The sequence below is a fragment of the Kocuria sp. KKT182 genome (genome assembly GCF_055635395.1).
Genome location: NZ_JBVMVZ010000002.1, coordinates 56,408 through 76,001, shown reverse-complemented (window position 1 = coordinate 76,001; position 19,594 = coordinate 56,408). Strand labels below are relative to the sequence as shown.

The window sequence follows — 19,594 nt, the reverse complement described above, 5'->3', positions numbered from 1 at the left end:
GCCCGGTGCCATTGTGTGGGTGGACCTCACCGGGGCTGACCGGGTGGAGACGACGGCAGTTGAGCTGCTGCAAACCGCGCTCCAACACGATCCCCCCGATTCCGGGGCTGGGTCCGTGAAGATCCTCACCCCGGCTCAGTGCCTCGGCGCGCCCCCGGTCCCGGGTCCTGGGCCCAGCCGCGCGCTGCTGGGTAGGGAGTCTCGCTACGACCGGTTCCACCATCCCCGGCGCCCACCGGTAGCCCCGCAGGCAGTCTCGCGCACCCCCCGAGATCGAAGCCTGCGGTGAGAGGCCGTCATGTCCAGCGCTGAGCACCACAGCACCCGCCGCAGGACCACCACCGTGCAGCTGAACAAGATCAACCAGCTGCTGGGCGCTCTCGAGCACCGAGTGCGGGCAGTCCCTTCCTCGGCGGCGGTGGCGGCTCTCGCGCAGGCGGCGATGCACCAGGTCCCGGACACCCGGTGGGTCAGCGTGACGATGTGGCGCGACCAGCACTTGCACACCGTGGCTGCCACCGCCGCGGCCGCCCAGGAAATCGACGCCCTGCAACGTGGGCTGGGCCAAGGCCCGGCGGCCACGGATGCTCAGCACCCCGGGGTGGTCCTGTCCCCGGACGTCTCCCAGGACCCCCGCTGGCCGGTGTTCGGCCCCCGAGTCCATGACCGGCTCGGGGTGGCCAGCCTGCTCACCTACCGGGTGCCGTTGAGCGGCGACCCGGAGACCATGGTCGGGCTGAGCCTGTACTCCGAGATCGACGGCGCTTTCGACGAACAGGAGCTGTGGGCGACAGCGGTGATGGCCGCCCAGTGTGCTGGCGCGGTCTCGGCTCAGCTCCATCAGCAGCACCGCGCGCAACTGAGCCGCGCGCTGCACACCAATCGGGAGATCGGGGCCGCGATCGGCGTGCTGATGAGCGTCCAGCGGATCACCCGTTGGCAAGCGTTCCACCTGCTGCGCCAGGCCAGCCAGAACAGTCACCGCAAACTCGCCGACCTCGCCACCGAAGTCGTCGACACCGGCGGACTCTTCCCTCCCCGTACCTCCAACGCCTCCCGGGCCGCGCCGCAGAATCCACCCCGGCACCCGGCACCGGCAGGCACGAGGTGACCCCGGCCCCGACGCGACCGGCACCTACACCGCCGCTGCGGCCACCGGGCATCCTCCTTCCCCGACAAACCGCTCCCACACCTTGAGGAGAACACCATGACCGACACCACCAGAGCGCACCGGGAACGCCCCGAAGACGACGAGGTCCTCATCAGCGAAAAGCACCCCGCCATCACCCACGGACCGGGTCGGGAACGACCGGAGGACGACATCGAGTTCCTCACTTAAGCCACGCTCCCGCTCAGGATGCGACTGACGGTGCCGCATCGAGCACCTCGGACCGGGCACACCCCCAACTGATGGAGTTCGGCCAGGCCCATCGCACCCGAGATGGACTCAGCACATCCGCTTGCCAGACCCCATTGATCAGGAGCATCGACGCAAGCTACCTGCGGCAACGACTGAAGACCGTGTGCGCGCCCCGGGCCGCCCGCCTGGGCACCCTCGAGGAATTCACCAAGCTCAGCCCTATTCCGGTCCTCGCCGAGATCCTCGGCTACCACCCCAGCGCCATCGAACGTCACGCCACCAACGCGGCCAGCACCTACGCCCGCTACATCGCCGCGCGCCAGTAGCACCAGGAACCCCGTCAGGGCGGAACTCCCGCCTCATCACTATCCGTGCCTACCGGTTAAGCAGGACGAGTAGAAGTAGATGAGAGAACTCGTCCCACCCTGCCTACGGGCGTCCGCCCAGGCGGCAACTGGGTGCGCGGCGGACCGGTGGGGTCGTCGAGCTCGTGAGGCGGGCGTCGTCCGCGCAGGCCAGCATGGAGAACTCTCGTTTAATGAGAGATTCGCGCGTACGGTGCCTCTGCCGGATGCCACGCCGCCGAGTCCTCACCCGTCTGCGCCGGGTGCATCGCGACCTTCCGTGTCATCCAAAACCTCGCATCGACGCCTTGAGGCTTCGCCGGCAGCCTCCTGCTCGTCCTCCCGCAGCGCCTCGCAACCGATTTGGTCTCCGGGAGACCCCGCATTTACTGGTCCTCTCGCTCCACCCCCATTTTGTAGCCGCATTAGGTGCTACAATATGGGGGTGGGGGTTGAGTGGACGCATAGCGTCGGTAGGCACGGCATCACCAGGCAAGATGCGCTGTATGCCATGGCGCATGCCGAGGTCAGCGCCGAGGTGGAGGGGCGCCCCGGTGAGGTGACGGTCGTCTACGTGGGGCACCCGCACGGGCAGACGGAGCGTTACCTTGAGGTCATTGCCGTCCACCGTCCCCCGCGTGACCTGGTGATCTTCCACGCGATGGAACTCAGCGATCTGTACCGGTATTTGCTCTATGAAGGAGCGTGACCCTGATGGGTGATTACGATGAGCTGGCTCGCCGCGCCGAGCACGGCGGTCTGGGTGTGAAGCCGGGCACCGTCCGGCGTGGGCCGGAGGCGGCCGAGGCTGCCCGGGCCGCCCTGCTGGAGGCCACCGGAACCGCGACGGTTCAGGAGGCCACCCGTATCGCGGTGGGCCGGCCCGCCCTGGGCGGGGAAGGGAAGTCCCCGGTGGTCCGCGCCCGCGTCCCACAGGCCCTCAAGGACCGGTTGCACCAGATCGCGGAAACCCAGCACCGGAAGGAGTCCGAGATCGTGCGCGAGGCGCTGATCGCCTACGTGCGTTCCGAGGAAGGGGCGCAGGCGGCGAGTGGCCGGTAGTGGGGGTGGTTCCCACCGGTTGGCGTGGACTCGGTGACCACCGTGGCCGGCCCACCCGTCAGGGCCGACCACAGCTCTCCCATCCCCGGCTCGACATCGAGGAATCGAAGCGCGATGACTCGAAAGCTCACGAGGCGGCCGAATCGAATCGACCCGGCCGGCTCATTGGCTACGCGCGGGTGTCCCCCACTTCCCAGGACTTCGAGGTGCCGTTGCCGGCGCTGCCCGGGGGCGAGATGGACGTCGGAGACGTCGAGGTCAACGAGGCCATGGGTTGCGCGCCGGCCGATAAGGAGGTCTGATGCCGCGCATCTTGATCCCGTATCTGTTGTGGTGGGTGCGCCTGTACTACCGCCTCGGTCATGGGGTGGCGCACTGGGTTTTGCGCATCATGCCGATGCCTTCGGCGCTGCGGCACCGCTTGGCCGGGACCGTGGCCATCACCCCGTACCTGTTCATGGTGTGGGCTGTGGTCGGCGCCAACGACTTCACCTGGACAGCGATCGGAGTCGGTGCCGTAATCACGGGCCTGCTGCTGGTGCTGGTTCACAAAGTGGAGGCCCGCCGTGCGTTCCTCGGACGTTGAGCGCTTCAACTCCCACGTCCTGAAAGGCCCGGAACCTGATTCGTGCTGGTTGTGGCTCGGGGCGATCAGTGATGACGGCTACGGCCGCTTCTGGTTACCCATCCCTAACGGTCAACGAGCCGTCGCCGCCCACCGCTTCTCCCTGGCCACCGTCCACGGCGGCCTGGCCGCGATCGAGGGCCTGACCGCCCTGCACTGGTGTGACGTCCCGTTGTGCGTGCACGCCTCCCTGGAGCCGTCCACGCACCTGTTGCTGGGCACCGCCTCGGAGAACATGGTCGACCGGGCGATGAAGGGGCGGATGCCCTCGGCCACCGCGGCGCGGTGGCGCCGGCTGTCCAGGGCGGAGCGCTCGGCCCGTTCTCGGCAGCTGCGCGAGGAGCTCAAGACCCACGGGTGGGACGAGGATGTGGTGCGCGAGCTCGTGCACGGCATCGACCCCGACCACCCCACCTTGTTCTAGGCGATGCCTGGGCGTTCATCGTCTGTTCCGGGGTGGGCCTGGGCATGCTCGGCGTCCACGGTGGTCGACGCTGTGGTGGTGCGTCGCCTGGTGTCCGGGGAGGGGTCACATGCCCGCTGTGGGGAGTACTTCGATCGGGGCGGTGCTCATGCAGTGGTGGGGATCGTCTTCACCGGCGGGGCCGTTGGCGGTCCATGGGCCGGTGCGTTGGTAGCCCAGCTCGGCGAGGTAGCGCTCTGCCGCCCCGTGGGGCCACAGGCCCGCCGGGCTCAGTCCGGGAAGACTCGTCGGGCCGACAATGGTCTCCACTCCCCCAGCGGGGAGATGGGGGTCAGGTGCTCGGCCCGGCGCTTGGAAGAGCAGGAGGGTGCCGTACCAGAATTCTTTGGTGTCCTCATCGTGGCCGCAGGCTTCGCAGCGGTGCTGGATCTCGGCCCGGTTCAACCGGGGATCGGCAATCCGGCTCTCGGCCCGCGGAGCACCTCCTGCGCTCCGCCGGACGGGGACACCAATGCGTTGACTGTCTCTCATGCTGCGGCCCGCTTGTCCTCGTGGGCGCCCTCACGGTCTTCGGATGCGTCATCGGCGGCGCGGGGCGAGGTGTCGCCGCTGGTGTCCTTCAACAGGCCACGGACCTCAGCAACCGACAGCTCCAGCCGTTGGGCGATCTCGGCCACCGCGACCCGCTCACCCTTCATGCCGGCCACCACGCGGGCCTGGGCTTCTTGGGCCTGGACAGCATCGTGGGCGGCCTTGGCGCGGATCTCCGCGATGCGCTGCTCGGCCGTCTCCAGGATCTGCTCGGCCTCACCCTGAGCAAGGAAGAACTCCTCCCCCAGTTCCAGCAACCGCTGCTCCCGGGCCATCGACTCCGCGGCGGCCCGGCGGGCTCGTTCCCGCGCCTCGGTCTTCGTCGCGCTCTTCCGCGGGGCCATTCCATCTCCTTCACATCGACCAACACCATTCCCTTCCATTGAACACCACCACTTCCTTGACGGTCGTGACCCCACTTCTTGGCGCGGGCCCCGTCGCCGGCGGGGCCCGCGCAGCGGGAAAGGACGCCCACCGGGCGGCAGTGCTGTGAGCTTTCGCGGGGGGCTGTGGACCGCTTCCGAGATTCATCCTCCGGTCTCTCCACCGGACCCACACCCCGCCCGCGAAACCTCGTGCAGGGTGTCCACCCGAAACTGCGCGCGTGGACACCCTGGTCCGGTTGCACCCAGTCGACCTGGAGTGTGGACAGCTGATGCAACTTTGTCTGTCCTCGTTCCTCGTCCGCTCATTGGCATCATCTGTCCACACTCCAGGTCTCGTGGGCACAACCGCGTCACTTCCGTGACGGACAGTCTGGGTCGCTCGTCCCGATGACTCGCCAGCTCGCATCGGTCCTTCCCGCCCTGTCAGACCGTCACACCTCTTGCATTGTTGATAACTGAGGATGAAAACACGCATGATTGCGTCTGTGATGACCGTCCACAAGCTCAGCGCTGGGGACGGGTATGCCTACTACACCAGCGAGGTCGCCTCCGCTGATGAGCTGCGCGCCGAAGGTCGGGAACTGGGCGACTACTACACCGTTGATGGAATGCCTCCGGGCCAGTGGGTTGCCCACTCCGAAGCACTGCTGGGGGTGTCCGGGGAGGTCACCGAAGCCCAGATGGCGGCCCTGTTCGGGGAGGGTATTCACCCTGATGCCGATCGCATCCTGGCCGACGGGGGCGCCGTGAAGGACATCCGGCTGGGGCGGAAGTTCCACAAGTACACCCAGGTCAACACCGAGCTGACCCGCCGCCTGGATGAGGAGATCACCCGGCACGAACGCACCACCGGTGTCACACCGACCCGTCAGGAACGCCAGGCCATCCGCGGCCGTGTCGGCGGCCAACTGTTCCGCGAGACCCACGGGCGCGATGCTCGGCACAAGGAGGAACTGGGCCGGTTCATCACCTCCCAGACCACCCCGAAGCAGCAAACCGTCGCCGGCTACGACCTCGTCTTTTCCCCGACCAAGTCCATCTCCCTCCTCTGGGCCCTGGGCGGAGACGAGGCCCGCAAGGCCGTCGAAACGGCGCACACCGAGGCCATCTCGGAGACCCTGAGCTTCCTGGAGCAGGAGGCCACGTTCACCCGGCGTGGCTACAACGGGGTCCGGCAGATCGACGTCGAAGGCGGTCTGGTGGCCACCCAGTTCCGGCACTACGACTCCCGCACCCGGGACCCGCACCTGCACGATCACGTGGTGATCGCCAACAAGGTCAAGGGCACGGACGGCAAGTGGTCCTCCCTGGACGGGCGCACCCTGTACCGGATGGGGGTGGCCGTCTCAGAGACCTACAACGCCAAGGTCATGGAGAAGGTCTGCACCTCCCTCGGGGTCGCCGCAGTGCCTCGTCAGGCCGGTGGGAACGAGCCGATCTATGAGATCGCCGGGGTGGACCTGGACGCCATCCACCACGCCTCCTCCCGCCGCGCCGACATCGCCGGGACCCTGGATCGGCTGCAGGCGGAGTTCACCGACCGCCACGGCTACGCCCCGTCGCCCAAGCAGAAGATCGCCCTGGCCCAGCAAGCCACCCTCGAATCCCGACCGGCGAAGAAGTCGGCTCGGCGCCTGTCCGAGCTGGTCGAGCAGTGGGGCCAGGAGTACGGGCAGCAGATGCAGATGCCAGTCGGAGACGACCTGCTGGCCCACGTGCGGGCGGCCGCCACCGGCCTGCCGACCGGGCCGGACGCCGGCCAAATTGACGCCAGTGAGCATGCCCGCTTGGTGGTGCATGAGCTGTCGCAGAAGCGCTCCACGTGGAGTGTGAACCACGTCCAGGCTCAGACCCGCCGGCACCTGAAAGAGACCATGATCGGGCGCACCGTGCCCGATGAGCTGGTGGCCGAAGTGGTCAAGGAGGCCACCGGCACGCACAGCCTGTCCGTCACGCCGGCCGCTGATGTGCCGCGCCTGGCGGAGTTCACCCGCGCCGATGGCACCAGCCAGTTCATCCGTTCGGATGCCACAGTGTTCACCTCCCGCGAGGTCCTGGAGACGGAGCACCAGGTGCTCGCCGCCGCCCAGCGCACCGTCATCCCCGCTGTATCCGCGGAGCGATTCGAGGAGGTACTGGCTTCCCACACCGGCCCCCTCAGCCAGGGGCAGGTGGCCCTGGCCCGGGCCTTCGCAACCGACGAAAAGCTGCTGGCTCTGGGCATCGGCCCGGCCGGTGCCGGCAAGACCACCAGCCTCGCCCTGGCCGCTAATGCTGTCCGGGCGACCGGCGGCACCGTCATCGGCCTTGCACCGACCGCGGCCGCCGCCGCCGTGATGTCCACCGATATTGGGGCGCAGGCGACGACCATCGACGCCTTCCTGATCGCCCACCGCACCGGCCGCACCGGGGCCGCGCAGCTACACGCTGGGGACGTGCTGATCCTCGATGAGGTAGGCATGGTCACCACCCCGAAGCTGGCCGAGCTCGTGAGCGTGGCCGCCCGACACGGGGCCGTGGTGCGCGCCATCGGTGATGACCGCCAGCTCGGGGTGATCGGCTCCGGCGGTGCGCTGCGACTGCTCGACAACGAGGTGGGAGCCACTCGCCTGGAGGCCGTCCACCGCTTCCAGACCGAGGGCGAGGCCACCGCGTCCCTCGCGCTGCGCGAGCCGCCGGCCGCTGGCGCCGACACCCCGTGGGCCTGGTACCTGGACAACCGCCGCGTGGTCGCCGGAGACACCGAAGCCATGACCGACACCGCCCTGCGCGCCTGGATCACCGACACCGATGCGGGTAAGCGGTCCCTGCTGATCGCCACCGACAACGCCACCGTGACGGAGCTGAACGCCCGCGCCCAGGCGGCTCGGATCGCTACCGGAGCCCTGGACGCTTCCGGGGACTCGGTGGTGCTGCGCGATGGCCTCACGGCGCATACCGGGGACGTGGTGGTGACCCGCCGCAACGACCGGACCTTGCAGCTCAACGGCGGTAAGGACTTCGTGAAGAACAACGACGTGTGGACCGTGGAGAAGGTGGGGGCGGACACCGCGACGCTGCGCCACACCGGACATGGGGGCAAGATCACCCTGAAGGCCGAGTACCTGAGCAAGCACGGCCAGCTCGGCTACGCCGCAACGGTGCATCGAACCCAGGGTGCGACGGTGGACACCGCCCACGCGATCCTGGACGACTCCACCGACCGTGCGGCCGCCTATGTGGCCGCTACCCGAGGGCGGGAAACCAATCAGCTCTACGTCGCCCTGAGCGACGGGCAGAGCCGCGACGAGGTGCTGGAGACCATCGCCGGAGCCTACGACCGGAATCTCTCGGCGCACGAGACGGTGGCTACTGAGGCGATGCGTAACGGCGACGTCGCCACCTTGGGTGAGGTCTACCGCGAGACCCACGACGCGGCCTGGACTGCCAAGGCCCGCGCGATGGCCGTGGAGGTCATGGGCGCGGACAAGGCCGCCGACTTCACCAGCGCCGAGGCGTGGGGAGCGGTGGCCACGCACCTGCGCACCGCCCAAGAGGCCGGCATGGACCCGGCCGAGCTGCTGAACCGGGCGGTGCACCAGCGAGGTTTTGGTGGTGCGGAGGACCTGGCCGCCGTGCTGGCGTGGCGGTTGGAGCACCAGATTCAGGCCGCCCAGCGCGTCATCGACAACACCGACCGCCGGCCCCTGGGCAACCTCACCGACGAGCACCTGGAGCGGCTGGCCCAGCGCACTCGGGACGCCCAGAACCCACCCCAGGTCGAGGACCCGCAGTGGGCCTCCCACCCCTACGCCTGGATGCCCTCGGCGCAGCTGGCTGAGGCGAAGGCCAGTGCGGAGGCCGAAAACCTGGCCCTGCCCCCGGAAATGTGGGAGTCCACCACATCGCTGCACCTGGACTGGACCGCCCGCACGATGGGCGCTGAGCAGGAACGCCGGGCGGGCCTATCCCCCGCCCAAGCCGCGGTGGAGCAGATCGCCCGTGGAGAGCGCCCCCGCACCGACACGGGCGTGTCGATCAGGGAGGCGATTGCCGCCGAGCAGCAGGTGCGGGCGGTGGCCGCCAAGACCCCGGCACCAGCACCCGTGGCGGACGGGCGCCGGGTGAGCGAAGACCTGGCCCCCACCCCGTTAATCAACGACCCGCAGGTGCCGGCCCAGTATCGGGAACAGCTGGAGCGGTTGCGCACCCGCATAGAGGAGCGCGTCATGGTGCGCGGGGCCGAGCTGGCCGAGGCCCGCCCCGAGTGGGCCGCGGCCCTGGGGCCGGTGCCGGCCAAGCCCGCCAAGGCGGCCGAATGGCACCAGGTCGCCGCAGAGGTCGAGGCATACCGGAACCGCTACAACATCGGCACCCACGAGACGTCGTTGATCCCCAAGGCCCACCAGGAGGAGCCGGTGGCGGCCGCGCTGATGGCTCGCGCCACCGCGCTGCACAAGCACTCCGCGCTCACTACTGCAGCACCCCAGACGGCGGAGCAGGTTGGTCAGGCCGTTGATGAGGCGCACGTGGCCGAGCGAGTGCGCACCACCCCCGCCGAAGCGCAGAAGGTGATGGAGGCGCTGCGCGCTACCCGTGGACAGGCCGCCGACCCGCTTCCCGACCCCCAGGCCCGCCAGGCAGCCGTCACCGAAGCCGCCACGGTTCCGGTAGCCGCGGAACCCCGGCGGGTGCTGACCACGGACGAGTTGATCGCCCACGCGGTGGCCCACCACCGGACCCAGACCCAACAGGCCCCCCCGACCACCGATGCAGCTTCCCCCCAGGAGCCGGCCTCCCCGAAGCCGGAGCCCCAGAAGAAGGAGGCCGACGTGTCCGACAACGCCCAAAACGACTCCACCAGAAAGCCCATCAAAACGGACCTGGAGCGCACCCAAGCCGACGTCATCAAGCGATACAAGGCCGCCAACCGCACCGAGCAGAAATCCCGTCAGCAAGAAGACAACGCCGCAGCAACCCGCCACGCGGCCGACCGCATACGCCGCGACGGCGGCCGCAGCCTCTAAATAAGAGCTGGGGAAGGGACCATCCGGGACTCAACCCCTGCGTCGCTTGGTGTAGTTCAGCCGCCTCCGCGTGGGTGTTCACAGTAGGGGTGACACCCATGACCAGCATGGAGGCGAGTGTGGGGCAAAGGGCGTGAGAATTGTCGATGTCATCGACCAACATCGTCATGTTCTGCCTAGTCAGTTAGCATTCGTGACACCTCTTCCCATCTGTGAAGGACACCCCTGTGACCCCCGATCCCACCCCCGTTTCCACACCCCTCACCGTCCCCGGCTACGTGATCGCTGCGGCCTCCATCGCGCTGGCGGTCATCACTGCGGCCGGCTCCGGTCTGTTCGTCGGCGAGGGCGCTGCCGGCGGGGCGATCTTCGGGCTGTTCATGGCCGGGCCCGGCATCATGCTCGCGTTACTGATCTGGTGCGTCACAACCGGGCGCCACTGCTTCCTGATCTTCCTGCTGGCCACGATCCTTGTAGCCGTCGGTCAGTTCTTTGTCGGGTTCTTTGTACTCACCGGTGGGGGCAACGCCTGGGGCGTGATCTTCGCGCTAGTCACCATCCTCACCGGGGTGGCGCTGGCCTACTTCACAATCCAGGCCTTCCGCGCCCGCCGGATGGTGCGCGCATGAGCTACCAACCGCCCACCGCGCCGATGGGCACCGGGTCCTCCCCGGCACAGAAACCGAAAAAGAAGCGCGGCTGTCTCGGCTGTGGCCTGCTGATCATCGGTTTGATTGTGGCGTTGTTCATAGGGTCGGCCGTGATCGCCGGGATCGTTGAAGTCGTCAACCCCTCCGAAGACCCGGACCCGGCACCCACCGCCACGGTGAGCGTCACCCCGGAGTCCACTACTGCAGCCCCGGAGCCCACCTCGACGCCGTCGCCGGAGCCGACCACCGTGCCGCCGCCTCCGCCGCCGCCCGAGCCGGAACCCGTTGAGCCGGAGCCTGAGCCAGAGGTTCCTGCGCCGGAGCCGGAAGCTCCGCCTCAGATGCCCGAGATCGTTCCGGCTCCGGATCCGGTAGCACCACCGGCTGTCGTCCCCTACCCGAACTGCCAAGCAGTGCGCGACGCCAATGCGGCGCCAATCCGCCCCGGAGACCCCGGGTGGAATCCTGAGCTGGATGCCGACGGTGATGGCCAGGCCTGCGGTAACGACCGATAGCCCCCGGCCCGCAAGGCGCGGGTAGCCCACAGCACGGAGACCGGAGGACCCGGACACCATAGGGTGTCCGGGTTCTTTTCCTGCCTCGCCCGGGCGGACCGTGCACTAAAACGGGAACAGCCCAGAGGGACCCCGGCCACTGTGGGGCAACGCACGAGTGCCTGCCCCTTCGGAGGGGCAGGACGCCTACTGGGAAAGGATGGCGGCCTGCCCCGGATCTATGTGGTCACCACGACCAGTCGGTAGGGGGTTGCTCGCAGGCCAGTGTGCGCCGGAAGCTCTTCTCGACGTGGGAAGTGCCGCACTCTCCAAAGGGGCCGCGTTTGGTGAACAGCACGGCGGCGTGGCGGTCGAAGTGATTGGTCCACCACGAGGACATGCCGCCACCGGCCTGACACACGATCCATTCCTCATAGAGAGACTTGAACCGGTCCACGGCCTCGGTGTGAGCCCACCACTGCGGGCACCATCGCATGGCCTGGTTCATGTCCACGGATTCCACTCGTGCCATCAATCGCTCCACCCAGTCCACGAACTCCTCCGGGGTGAAATCCTGACTCACCTCCGCCTCCGCCTGCTGCTCGCTCATGAGCGTTGTCCTTCCGTGATCCGCTCCAGCACCGGGGTGATGCGGGCTTTCAAGTCCTTGTCCTCGAACCACCGCACGGTGCGCACGATCGTGCCGCCGCCGGTGGAGGTCTTCACCCAGGCGTGCCCGGCCGGCAGTTCGGAGAGCTTGGAGACCGGCATGATGTCGCGCTGGACGGTCTGCACCGACCGGGAGGCCACGCCCCGGGAGGTGGAGGTGCTGCGCACCTTCGCGTCGTAGGTGCCGATGAGCTTGCGCAGCGACTCCAGGAACTCCGCGTCATCGGAGCCACCGCCGTAGACCTTCACCGCCGCCGCCGACCACAAGGTGTCCCACCCGGTGCGTTGGAGCATGTCTACGCCCTGCCCCTTTGTCTGGAAGTAGGCGGAGACGACGATGCCCATGGACCCGAAGAAGGAGTACCACTCGGGTAGCTGCTTGAGCTTGACCACGTTGCCGACCTCATCGAGGTCGGCCACCAGCGGCACCGGCAGTCGGCCCCCGTTCCTGCGGGCGGTGTGCTGGGCGGCGGTGACCACGGCGTAGACCAGGGTCGAGACGAAGGCGGCCCCGGAGCCGGCAGCGTCTTGGGTGAGCAGGATCAGGGTGTCCTTGCTGGTGACGAAGCGGTGCGGGTCGAACACCGGTACCCCCGGGGTCGGGGTGGTCCAGGCCATTAGCTCGTCGTGGACCAGGGCCGAGGACATGCGCTGGGCACTGGCAGCTACCGACCCGCGGGTGTCCTCGGGCTGATCCCCCATGCCTTCCAACGCCGCGGCTGGGCCGGTGTGTCCGGCCTGTTTCAACAGTTGAGCCGGTTCCATGAACGCGGCCGAGGACACCCAGCGCAGCACGTCCGCCAGCGTCTTGCCGCTCTTGGCGGCCGCCAGCAGGCACCAGGAGAGGTAGTCGCGGCCCTGGGAGTCGAACTGCGGATCCCCCTTGCCGCCGGCCGACCCGGAGGCGGAGGCCGTTTGAAAGATCGAGGCGACCTCCCCGGCCGAGACCGTATCGGTGACGGTGGCCAGCAGGTTGAAGATCATCGCCGGGCGGGTGCTGTTCCGCCAAATGCGCTGGGGGTCGAACAGCCACACGGTGCTCCCCGTAGTGGTTCGGGCGGCCAGGACCTCGGCTACCCCGTCCACCTTGTTCGACGTCATCACGAACGCCCCCGGCGCCTCGACGGCATGGCGGATGACCTGGGAGGTGGTCTTGCCGCGTCCGGTGCCCCACACGTGTGCGGAGCATTCCCGCCAGCCCTGATAGACCGGGTTCTTGCCCACCAGCCCGATCGTCAGCCCGGGACCGATGCCTTGTGCCTCCGGGTGGAGCCGGTGGGCCTCCGTGGAGCGAGCAGCAGACATGGCCGGGTTGATCCGGCCTGGAGGGCTCATCCGGCGTGCGGCCTCCTGGGTTTTGGACGGGGTGCGGGTGCCCCACACCATCAGCGCGGCCACACCGGCCACCACCTCCAGGCCCACGAGGAAGGTGGCGGCCGTAGGCCAGTCCACCGCCCCGGTGGCCAGCTGGATGCCCAAGGTAAACGGGTTCCACGGCAGGTCCCCGGTCACCGGGGTCAGCACGTTCCCCAGGTGCACCAAGCCGACCGCACCCATCACGGCCGTGAACAGAATCAGGATGCCGACAAAGCTCTTGTTCTGGTCGGTGTTCATGCGTTCACCCGTGCCTGTGCGGCCGCCCAGGCGGCGTTGGTGTCGTGCACGCGCAGCTCTCCGGCGGTGAGGTTGGTTTGGAACGGCACCCCTGGTGCCTCTCCGGTCTTGAGCATGAACCTCCCCCGCCCCGGAGGGGGCGAGGTGCGCCCGGTCTTGGGATTGACGGACCCCTCGGCCGACCAGGCCACCAGCAGCGCCTTTTCCTGCTCGGACAGTGGGAAGACGGTCTCCAGCATCCCCATCTCGTTCTGCGCCAGCCCACCGAGAACCTTCATGGAGGAGCGTTCCATGAACCCGGTGGCGATCTTCGTCAGCTCCTCCGTAGAGAGCTGGAGGTCCTTCATGGAGTGGGTGATCAACAGCTGGCCGAGGCCCTTGGTGCGGTTCAGGCGGGTGATGCCGTCGATCTGGTGGACCAGCAGCTCCGAGGCGCGCAGGGCCTGCCAGAGTTCGTCCATGATCATCAGGTGGTGGCGTTCCTCCATCAGCCCGGCCTCGGCCAAGGTCTTGGCCGCGGAGATCCCGGCCTGGGCGTAGGACCAGCACACGATCTGCACCGCGGCCCGCAGGTCCAACAGGGTCTCGTCGATCGCGGAGAGATCGAAGTCCACCGACTGGTCAATCTGCATTTCCTCGGAGGTCTGCCGGCAGAACACGTCCCCGAACGGACCGTGCGCGCCCAGGGCGTTGAGCCCGGCCAACAGGTTGCGCACCTGCCCCCGATAGGAGGTCTCGTCATCGACCAGGATCGCGGCCATGATCGCCGGCCGCGCGGCCGTGATCACCTCCACCACGTCTTGGATGATCGGCTGCCGGCCCTGGGCCTCGGCGTGCTCGGCGGCTTCGGTGATCGCCATCGACAGCACCGTGGGCTCCTGCTGCCGGGCATCCAACGGTGCCTTGAACACCAGCTCCAGCAGCCCGGTCAGGGCGTTGAGGCGGCGGCTGTGGATCTCTGCGCGCATCTGCCGCTGCAACGCCTCGGGCAGCTCACCCAGCCGGCGCCACAGCGGTCCGGCATCCAGCGGGTTGATCGCCCCTACCCCGGGGGCGACCCGGATCACCTGCCCACCCACCTCGACGGTGAGCCCGGCCAGGTCGGGTTTGACGTCACTGGCGCCGACGAACAGGAACCCCTGGTCCACCAGGGCCAGGGCCATACGCACCGCCACCGAGGACTTCCCCCTCGCCTGGAGACCGAGGATGAAGCAGGACGGGGAGGAAATGATGCCGCGCAGAAACAGGTTGATCGGGTCCCCGCACACCACCGAGCCGTTGAGCTGGTTGCGCCCCAGCACCGCCCCCACCAACGGGGAGGAGGTGCCCACGGCGAAGGGCCACAGCCCGGCCGTCTGGTTGGAGGTGGCGGTGAACTCCGGGGGCGCCTCCACCCAGGAGTTCATCCCGCCGTGGGCCACGTCCATGCCCTTCTCCGTGAGCTCGCGCAGCTGCCCGTTACTCTGCGCGGCGGAGCGGCCGAAGAACTTGTTGAGGACCGCATCGGTGAGCTGATCGAAAACAGACATCACAGCGCCTTTCGCACATCAGCCGGAATCGTGGCCACGGCATCCGGGACCACACCGAGGCCGAGGTTGAACGCGAACGCCGCGTCGTCGTTGTAGTCGCATTCCCGGAGGCCCAGCTGCACGCCCTGGGCGGCGTTGCGCCGCAGCGTGGCCGCCACCCGCGGCAGTCGCTCCGGGGTCTCCACGGTGGCGGTCACGACGATCGAGAACCGCACCAGCGACGCCCCCTCGGCCTGCTCACGCTCGGCCTTCCGGGCCTTCTCCAGGGCGATGATCTGGGAGCTGGTGGGCCGGCGGTTCTTCTGATTCGCCGCGAACTGCGCGTTCGTCAGCGACTGCTGCACCTGGATGGCCGACTTGTCCGGGGACTGCGGCCGGTAGAACACCGTCACCCGCTTCTGCAGCATCTCGGAGTTCGGGGCAAGGAGGGCCACCAGGGCGTTCTCCCGGAACGTGCCCGCCGGGGGGCGCCACATCTGCCAGGACTTCGACACCACCCCGCCGTGCTCGTACCGGCCCGGGGAACCAATCACTCGGGCCGCGGAGGGTCCGACTTCCTGCCACCGCAGTCCGGTGCCGGCCTCGGACAGGCGGGCCTTCTCCACGGCCGCGGCCGCCAGGGGGTTGTAGGCGACATAGGTCTGGTCGATCAGGTCGTGTGCCTGCATCAGGGAGACCGATCCGGCACCGGCCTGCTCGAGTTGTTCCAGGAACCCGCTCAGCAGCGAGGACACGTCCGTGGCCAGCTCCTCGGCCGTGCGTTCGGGCACGCCCTCGCGTTCGTTGGCCCTGGCGCTGAACGTCAGCGCGATCCACTGCTCCAGCTTGGGCACGTCCTGGTTGAGATTGGCCACCACCTCGTCCATCGTCGCCCGGGCAAAAGACGGCACCGACTGGGACCCCGCCTGAGCCCGGCCCACCGCCACCGCATCCGGCAGCCGCTCCCCCGGGTCAGTAGTGGACTGGGTGGTGACCGAGACCTGCACCAGCTCGGTGTTGGAGCCGGCGTCACGCTGGAACGCGGCCCAGGTACCCACCATCCGGTCCACCCGGTCCTGATCCAGCAGCCCCAGCCCGGAGGAGTTGGCGATGACGAAGACCGTGCCGGTCTTCAGCTTCGGGTGCCACAGCATCACCCCGCGGTGGCCGAACAGGTCCGTGAAGGTCACCGGCTCGGTGGCCGCCAGCACCCCCGGGGCCCGGAAGGAGCCATCCGGGATCTGTGAGGTGGGACCGGCCTTGTAGGTGGTCCGGTTCTTCTTCTCTGCCCGGGAGAACATGCGTCGGGCGATCCACCGCTCCGGCTTGGACCGCCCGTTGCGGTCCTTGGACCCGAGCACGGTGGCCACGATGAACGCGGCCACCGCGATCCCGGCGGCCACCCAGATCTGGGAGGCCATGATGAACAAGAACACCAGCACGGACCCCACACCGAGGACCACGGTGGAGGCCATCGAGAAGCCCAGCAGCCCGGCCGTTTTGTCCTCGGCGATGTTGCCGTACTGCCGCACGATCACCTGGTTGCTACTCACAGATCCTCACCACTCTCAATGGATTGCTCGCTGTCCCGAACGACTTCCCGCAGCCCGAATTCCAGCCGTTGGCCGTTGATCAACGGTTTCTTGGCCCCCGTGGCCGAGGACCCTTCCCCAGCCGGGTGACCGGTCGGCCCAGCGCCATTCGTCGGAGCCACCGGCTCGGCACCGGCTGGCCCAGACGTCTCGAATGCCCCACCGGCAGCTGCCGGGGACGGGCTCGAGCTCTGCACCTGCTCCGCACCCGAGGCGCCCCCGGTCGTGGTCCCTGGTGCGGAGGTGGGAGCTGCACCGGCCGTGGTGCTCTCCACGTTCTCGGCACCGGCCGGTCCACCGGCCGAGGAAGGCCCATCACCAGGCCCGCCAGCACCAGCCGATTCCGGCGCCCCGGTCGCGCTGGAGGCACTGGAGCCGGTGGAGGTACCGCCCCCGGTACCAGCGCCCGAGGCACCTGCTCCAATGCCCGAAGCACCGGACCCCGCACCGGAGGCACCGGCCCCGGCGAACCCGCCGCCTCCACCAGCTGCTCCGGCCCCAGCACCGCCGGCACCCGCAGCACCCGCACCTGCGGCACCGGCACCCGCAGCTCCAGCACCTGCGGCGCCTGCTCCTGCTCCTGCTCCCGAGGCTCCGGCCGCACCGGCACCTGCAGCGGCGGCCATCGTGCCGATGCCGGCGGTCACCGCACCAATGGCCACCGCGCCACCGAGCATGGCCAGCCCACCAGCGCCCATGCCGCGGGGCCCAGCACTGACGGCCGGGACCATCACCCGGGCCAGGGCGGGCATCGCCAGGCAGGCAGAGAAGATGATCACGGTGCCGGTGAGCAAGGTGATGATCTGGTTGGCCACTTCATCGTCAGCGGTGCCGCTGATCCCGTTCATCAAGGCCAAGCCGAAGCCGTAGAGCACGGCCGCGACCGGCTTGAACAAGATCACTGCGATGAGCCAGCCCACCGCTTTGTCGAACGACTTGCGTCCCCGCTCCGTGGTCGAGGCAGCAGCGAAGATCGGCAGCAGCCCGCACAGGGCCCCGGCCACCCCGTAGGAGAAGATCACCAGGGCCGCGTTGAGGATCGACCCGAGGATGGCGAAGGGCGCCAACACGATCAGAATTCCCGCGGTGGTCAGCGCCATCGCTGAACCGCCCACGGCGTCCAGGCCCATCGACTGTCCCAGTCCGTCCCGGGCCGCGTTGCCGGCGATGGTGTTCACCAGCCACGGGGCCACTTCATCGGTGACCGCCAGGGACAGCGCCACCATGGACACCGCCAGCCCGGAGACCACCACGGTGCGGATTAGGCCCATGACCAGGTTCTCGGCCGACTCCCGGCTGTGATCCCGAGCGATCCTGATCACGGCGAAGGCGGTGCCGATGATGCCCGCGACCCCGACGAAGGTCGTGGTGGCGGTCTGCACCCGCTCGGTGGCCGAGCCCGCGCCCATCTCCGGGGCGCCGATGTTCAGCCACCAGGTGCCCACGAAGTCGAGCATCGTGGAGAACACCTCCACCAGCCACCCGGCCATGAACAGGATCAGTTTCTCCACCGTGTCCCCGGCGATACCGCCGGCGAGGTCTCCGACCCAATCCATCATGACTTTGGTCCCCACTCCACGTAGGGCTGGCCCTGGTGCTGGTCCCCGGTCATCATCGAGGTGCCCGAGGCCGGGTCCAGTTTCCAGTCCCCGTCCTCCCACACCAGGTCAATCTGACCGGCGATCTTCTGCGTCAGGCCGTTCTCCGAAGGCAGGTCGTAGATCAGCTGATAGGACGCCGCCTCGTCGGTGTAGTGGTCTTGGGAGTAGCCGATCAGCGTGGCCGAGGATGCGGCCAAGCCTCCCTTGGCCTCCTCCAGCCCGTCGCGGATGCGCTGAGCCTTTTCCTCCAGGCGGTCCCGGTTGGGGCCTTCCGCGATCGCCACCTCTAGGTCCTTGGCCGCGTCCTCACTCACCGAGGGGTCCAGAGCCATCGCATAAGTCGCAGCAGCCATCAGCGACCCGGCTTCGGAGTGGGCGTAGCCGACCCGCAACCCGGAGTCCCGTCGCTCACAGCCGCCGAACTCGTCGGAGGAGGGCACCACGTTGTAGCCGGCGGCCACCCAATCCAGGACCTCGGGGGCCTCAACGGCCACCGAGGAGGTGTCGGTGCTCAGCTGCGCTTGGCAGTCCCAGGCGAAGTCCTCCCCCGAGGCGGGAGCAGCCGCCTCGGCTTCTCCCTGGGTGGGGGCGGTCGTGGCAGCAGGGGTCGTGGGGGCCTGGACCTCATCGGGGGCGGTGAGGTTGCGAATGGTCCACCCGGCCACCGCGACCAGCAGCAGCACCAGGGCGATCAGCGCCGGGCCGAACCAGCGGGGACGGGTACGGGTTGCGTTGTTGTTGTTCGTGTCCATCAGGGGGTCTCCTTGGCGTTGCGGTGCCGGTTGAGGATCGGGGGCCGGCTCAGCCGCCGGTGATCATGTTCCAGATCGCCCCGGCCGCCCCGAGCAGGGCGGCAGCGACCAGCGGCCACACCGGGGCCTCGACCTCATCGCCACGGCGGCGGTTCCGGCCGGCGGTGACGAGTCCGAAGATGAAGTAGACGAACAGGACGAGGCCGGCGGCCCAGAGAATCCAGCCGAGGATCATGGTCACGTTCTCCATCCCCGGGGGCTGGGTCGGAGTGGCGTTGATGGCCGGGATCATCAGGGCGTTGAGGGTGTTGATGAACATTGGGGGGTTTCCTTTCTCAGTGCCCGGTCTGGGCGATTTTCTCGATCTTCCGCAGCACGGTTTTCAGCCGGGTGCTGGAAGGGGCGGGGGTGACGCCGACCTCGCGCCACGACGACTCATAGGGGACCGTCATGGCCACCGGGAACATCCGCGCCACACCCCGGGCGAAGCTCAGGGTGGGCTTGGTGATCCGGTTCTTGGGCCGGTCATGGACAATGACCAAACCGATCAGCTCATAGGGCAGCTGCCCAGTGGCGGAGGTCCGGGCTAGCTGGGCGGCCGACTCCAGGGAAGACGCGCTGGTGGAGCACACCAGCAGGGCACGTCCCGCCCATTCCGGTTCCTGCACCGCCGCGTCCACGACCTGCTCGGAGCACAGCCCGGCCAGAGTGGTTGTGCCCACGCCACCGGAGGCCCCGACGAGCCACAGCGTGGCCGGGGTGCCTTCCACCGGGGCCGCCGGCTCCTCGGCGGGCACCGGTTCCTCGGCCAGGGCCTGCTGGAGGTTCTGCGGGCCTCGGATGGAATCCCGGGACCCCAGGATCGGGTCCTCCTCCATCGGGTCCTCCTCCTCCACCACCTCGGGAGCGGCCACGA

General features: G+C 68.6%; 20 protein-coding genes. 11 read left to right on the top strand and 9 right to left on the bottom strand.

The features are described 5' to 3' along the window. The first annotated feature begins 298 nt into the window (after positions 1–298). The 8 genes from ACZ2G1_RS18560 to ACZ2G1_RS18525 all read left to right on the top strand — a co-directional run bounded on the left by ACZ2G1_RS18560 (position 299) and on the right by ACZ2G1_RS18525 (position 3,815). Entirely contained in the window at positions 299–1,111 is an 813-nt protein-coding gene (locus tag ACZ2G1_RS18560; protein ID WP_470377880.1) for an ANTAR domain-containing protein, read from the top strand. 96 nt (positions 1,112–1,207) lie between these two features. Beyond that, on the top strand, positions 1,208–1,339 hold the full coding sequence (locus tag ACZ2G1_RS18555) for a hypothetical protein (protein WP_470377879.1): 132 nt from the start codon (positions 1,208–1,210) through the stop codon (positions 1,337–1,339). A gap of 134 nt (positions 1,340–1,473) precedes the next feature. Continuing rightward, positions 1,474–1,686 (top strand): hypothetical protein, encoded by a 213-nt coding sequence (locus ACZ2G1_RS18550; protein WP_470377878.1) that lies wholly within the window; start codon positions 1,474–1,476, stop codon positions 1,684–1,686. Between the two features lie 529 nt (positions 1,687–2,215). Continuing rightward, complete coding sequence (locus ACZ2G1_RS18545; protein WP_470377877.1) at positions 2,216–2,413, top strand: hypothetical protein; 198 nt, start codon at positions 2,216–2,218, stop codon at positions 2,411–2,413. Beyond that, positions 2,410–2,766, top strand: a complete 357-nt coding sequence (locus tag ACZ2G1_RS18540) for a CopG family ribbon-helix-helix protein (protein WP_470377876.1) — start codon at positions 2,410–2,412, stop codon at positions 2,764–2,766. The genes ACZ2G1_RS18545 and ACZ2G1_RS18540 overlap by 4 nt, the downstream gene beginning before the upstream one ends. A 179-nt stretch (positions 2,767–2,945) precedes the next feature. Continuing rightward, positions 2,946–3,068, top strand: a complete 123-nt coding sequence (locus ACZ2G1_RS18535) for a hypothetical protein (protein WP_470377875.1) — start codon at positions 2,946–2,948, stop codon at positions 3,066–3,068. Then, entirely contained in the window at positions 3,068–3,352 is a 285-nt protein-coding gene (locus tag ACZ2G1_RS18530) for a hypothetical protein (protein ID WP_470377874.1), read from the top strand. The genes ACZ2G1_RS18535 and ACZ2G1_RS18530 overlap by 1 nt, the downstream gene beginning before the upstream one ends. Continuing rightward, positions 3,333–3,815, top strand: coding sequence for a hypothetical protein (locus ACZ2G1_RS18525; protein WP_470377873.1), 483 nt, complete (start codon positions 3,333–3,335; stop codon positions 3,813–3,815). Before ACZ2G1_RS18530 ends, ACZ2G1_RS18525 begins: the two co-directional genes overlap by 20 nt. 527 nt (positions 3,816–4,342) lie before the next feature. On the opposite strand, the gene ACZ2G1_RS18520 is transcribed toward ACZ2G1_RS18525, so the two are convergent. Then, positions 4,343–4,750 (bottom strand): hypothetical protein, encoded by a 408-nt coding sequence (locus ACZ2G1_RS18520; RefSeq protein ID WP_470377872.1) that lies wholly within the window; start codon positions 4,748–4,750, stop codon positions 4,343–4,345. A 515-nt stretch (positions 4,751–5,265) separates the two neighbouring features. On the opposite strand from ACZ2G1_RS18520, the gene mobF reads away from it, so the two are divergent. From mobF to ACZ2G1_RS18505, 3 genes are all read left to right on the top strand, one after another. Continuing rightward, entirely contained in the window at positions 5,266–9,798 is a 4,533-nt protein-coding gene (gene mobF / locus ACZ2G1_RS18515; RefSeq protein ID WP_470377871.1) for a MobF family relaxase, read from the top strand. A gap of 227 nt (positions 9,799–10,025) precedes the next feature. Beyond that, a complete protein-coding gene (locus ACZ2G1_RS18510; RefSeq protein ID WP_470377870.1) occupies positions 10,026–10,427 on the top strand; it encodes a hypothetical protein in 402 nt (133 codons plus the stop codon). After that, entirely contained in the window at positions 10,424–10,963 is a 540-nt protein-coding gene (locus ACZ2G1_RS18505; RefSeq protein ID WP_470377869.1) for an excalibur calcium-binding domain-containing protein, read from the top strand. The genes ACZ2G1_RS18510 and ACZ2G1_RS18505 overlap by 4 nt, the downstream gene beginning before the upstream one ends. Positions 10,964–11,189: 226 nt before the next feature. Here ACZ2G1_RS18505 and ACZ2G1_RS18500 read toward each other — a convergent pair whose 3' ends face one another. From ACZ2G1_RS18500 to ACZ2G1_RS18465, 8 genes are read right to left on the bottom strand one after another with little or no spacing between them, the layout of a single operon-like run. After that, complete coding sequence (locus ACZ2G1_RS18500; RefSeq protein ID WP_470377868.1) at positions 11,190–11,552, bottom strand: DUF4913 domain-containing protein; 363 nt, start codon at positions 11,550–11,552, stop codon at positions 11,190–11,192. Then, positions 11,549–13,225, bottom strand: coding sequence for a type IV secretory system conjugative DNA transfer family protein (locus tag ACZ2G1_RS18495; protein WP_470377867.1), 1,677 nt, complete (start codon positions 13,223–13,225; stop codon positions 11,549–11,551). The genes ACZ2G1_RS18500 and ACZ2G1_RS18495 overlap by 4 nt, the downstream gene beginning before the upstream one ends. Continuing rightward, entirely contained in the window at positions 13,222–14,754 is a 1,533-nt protein-coding gene (locus ACZ2G1_RS18490) for a hypothetical protein (protein ID WP_470377866.1), read from the bottom strand. The genes ACZ2G1_RS18495 and ACZ2G1_RS18490 overlap by 4 nt, the downstream gene beginning before the upstream one ends. After that, a complete protein-coding gene (locus ACZ2G1_RS18485; protein WP_470377865.1) occupies positions 14,754–16,286 on the bottom strand; it encodes an SCO6880 family protein in 1,533 nt (510 codons plus the stop codon). Before ACZ2G1_RS18485 ends, ACZ2G1_RS18490 begins: the two co-directional genes overlap by 1 nt. Next, entirely contained in the window at positions 16,283–17,884 is a 1,602-nt protein-coding gene (locus ACZ2G1_RS18480) for a TrbL/VirB6 family protein (RefSeq protein WP_470377864.1), read from the bottom strand. Before ACZ2G1_RS18480 ends, ACZ2G1_RS18485 begins: the two co-directional genes overlap by 4 nt. Further along, complete coding sequence (locus tag ACZ2G1_RS18475) at positions 17,881–18,678, bottom strand: DUF8175 domain-containg protein (protein WP_470377863.1); 798 nt, start codon at positions 18,676–18,678, stop codon at positions 17,881–17,883. The genes ACZ2G1_RS18480 and ACZ2G1_RS18475 overlap by 4 nt, the downstream gene beginning before the upstream one ends. A 49-nt stretch (positions 18,679–18,727) precedes the next feature. Then, entirely contained in the window at positions 18,728–18,997 is a 270-nt protein-coding gene (locus ACZ2G1_RS18470) for a hypothetical protein (RefSeq protein WP_062737190.1), read from the bottom strand. Positions 18,998–19,013: 16 nt separating this feature from the next. Further along, positions 19,014–19,592, bottom strand: a complete 579-nt coding sequence (locus ACZ2G1_RS18465; RefSeq protein WP_470377862.1) for a DUF6668 family protein — start codon at positions 19,590–19,592, stop codon at positions 19,014–19,016. Positions 19,593–19,594: the final 2 nt, after the last annotated feature.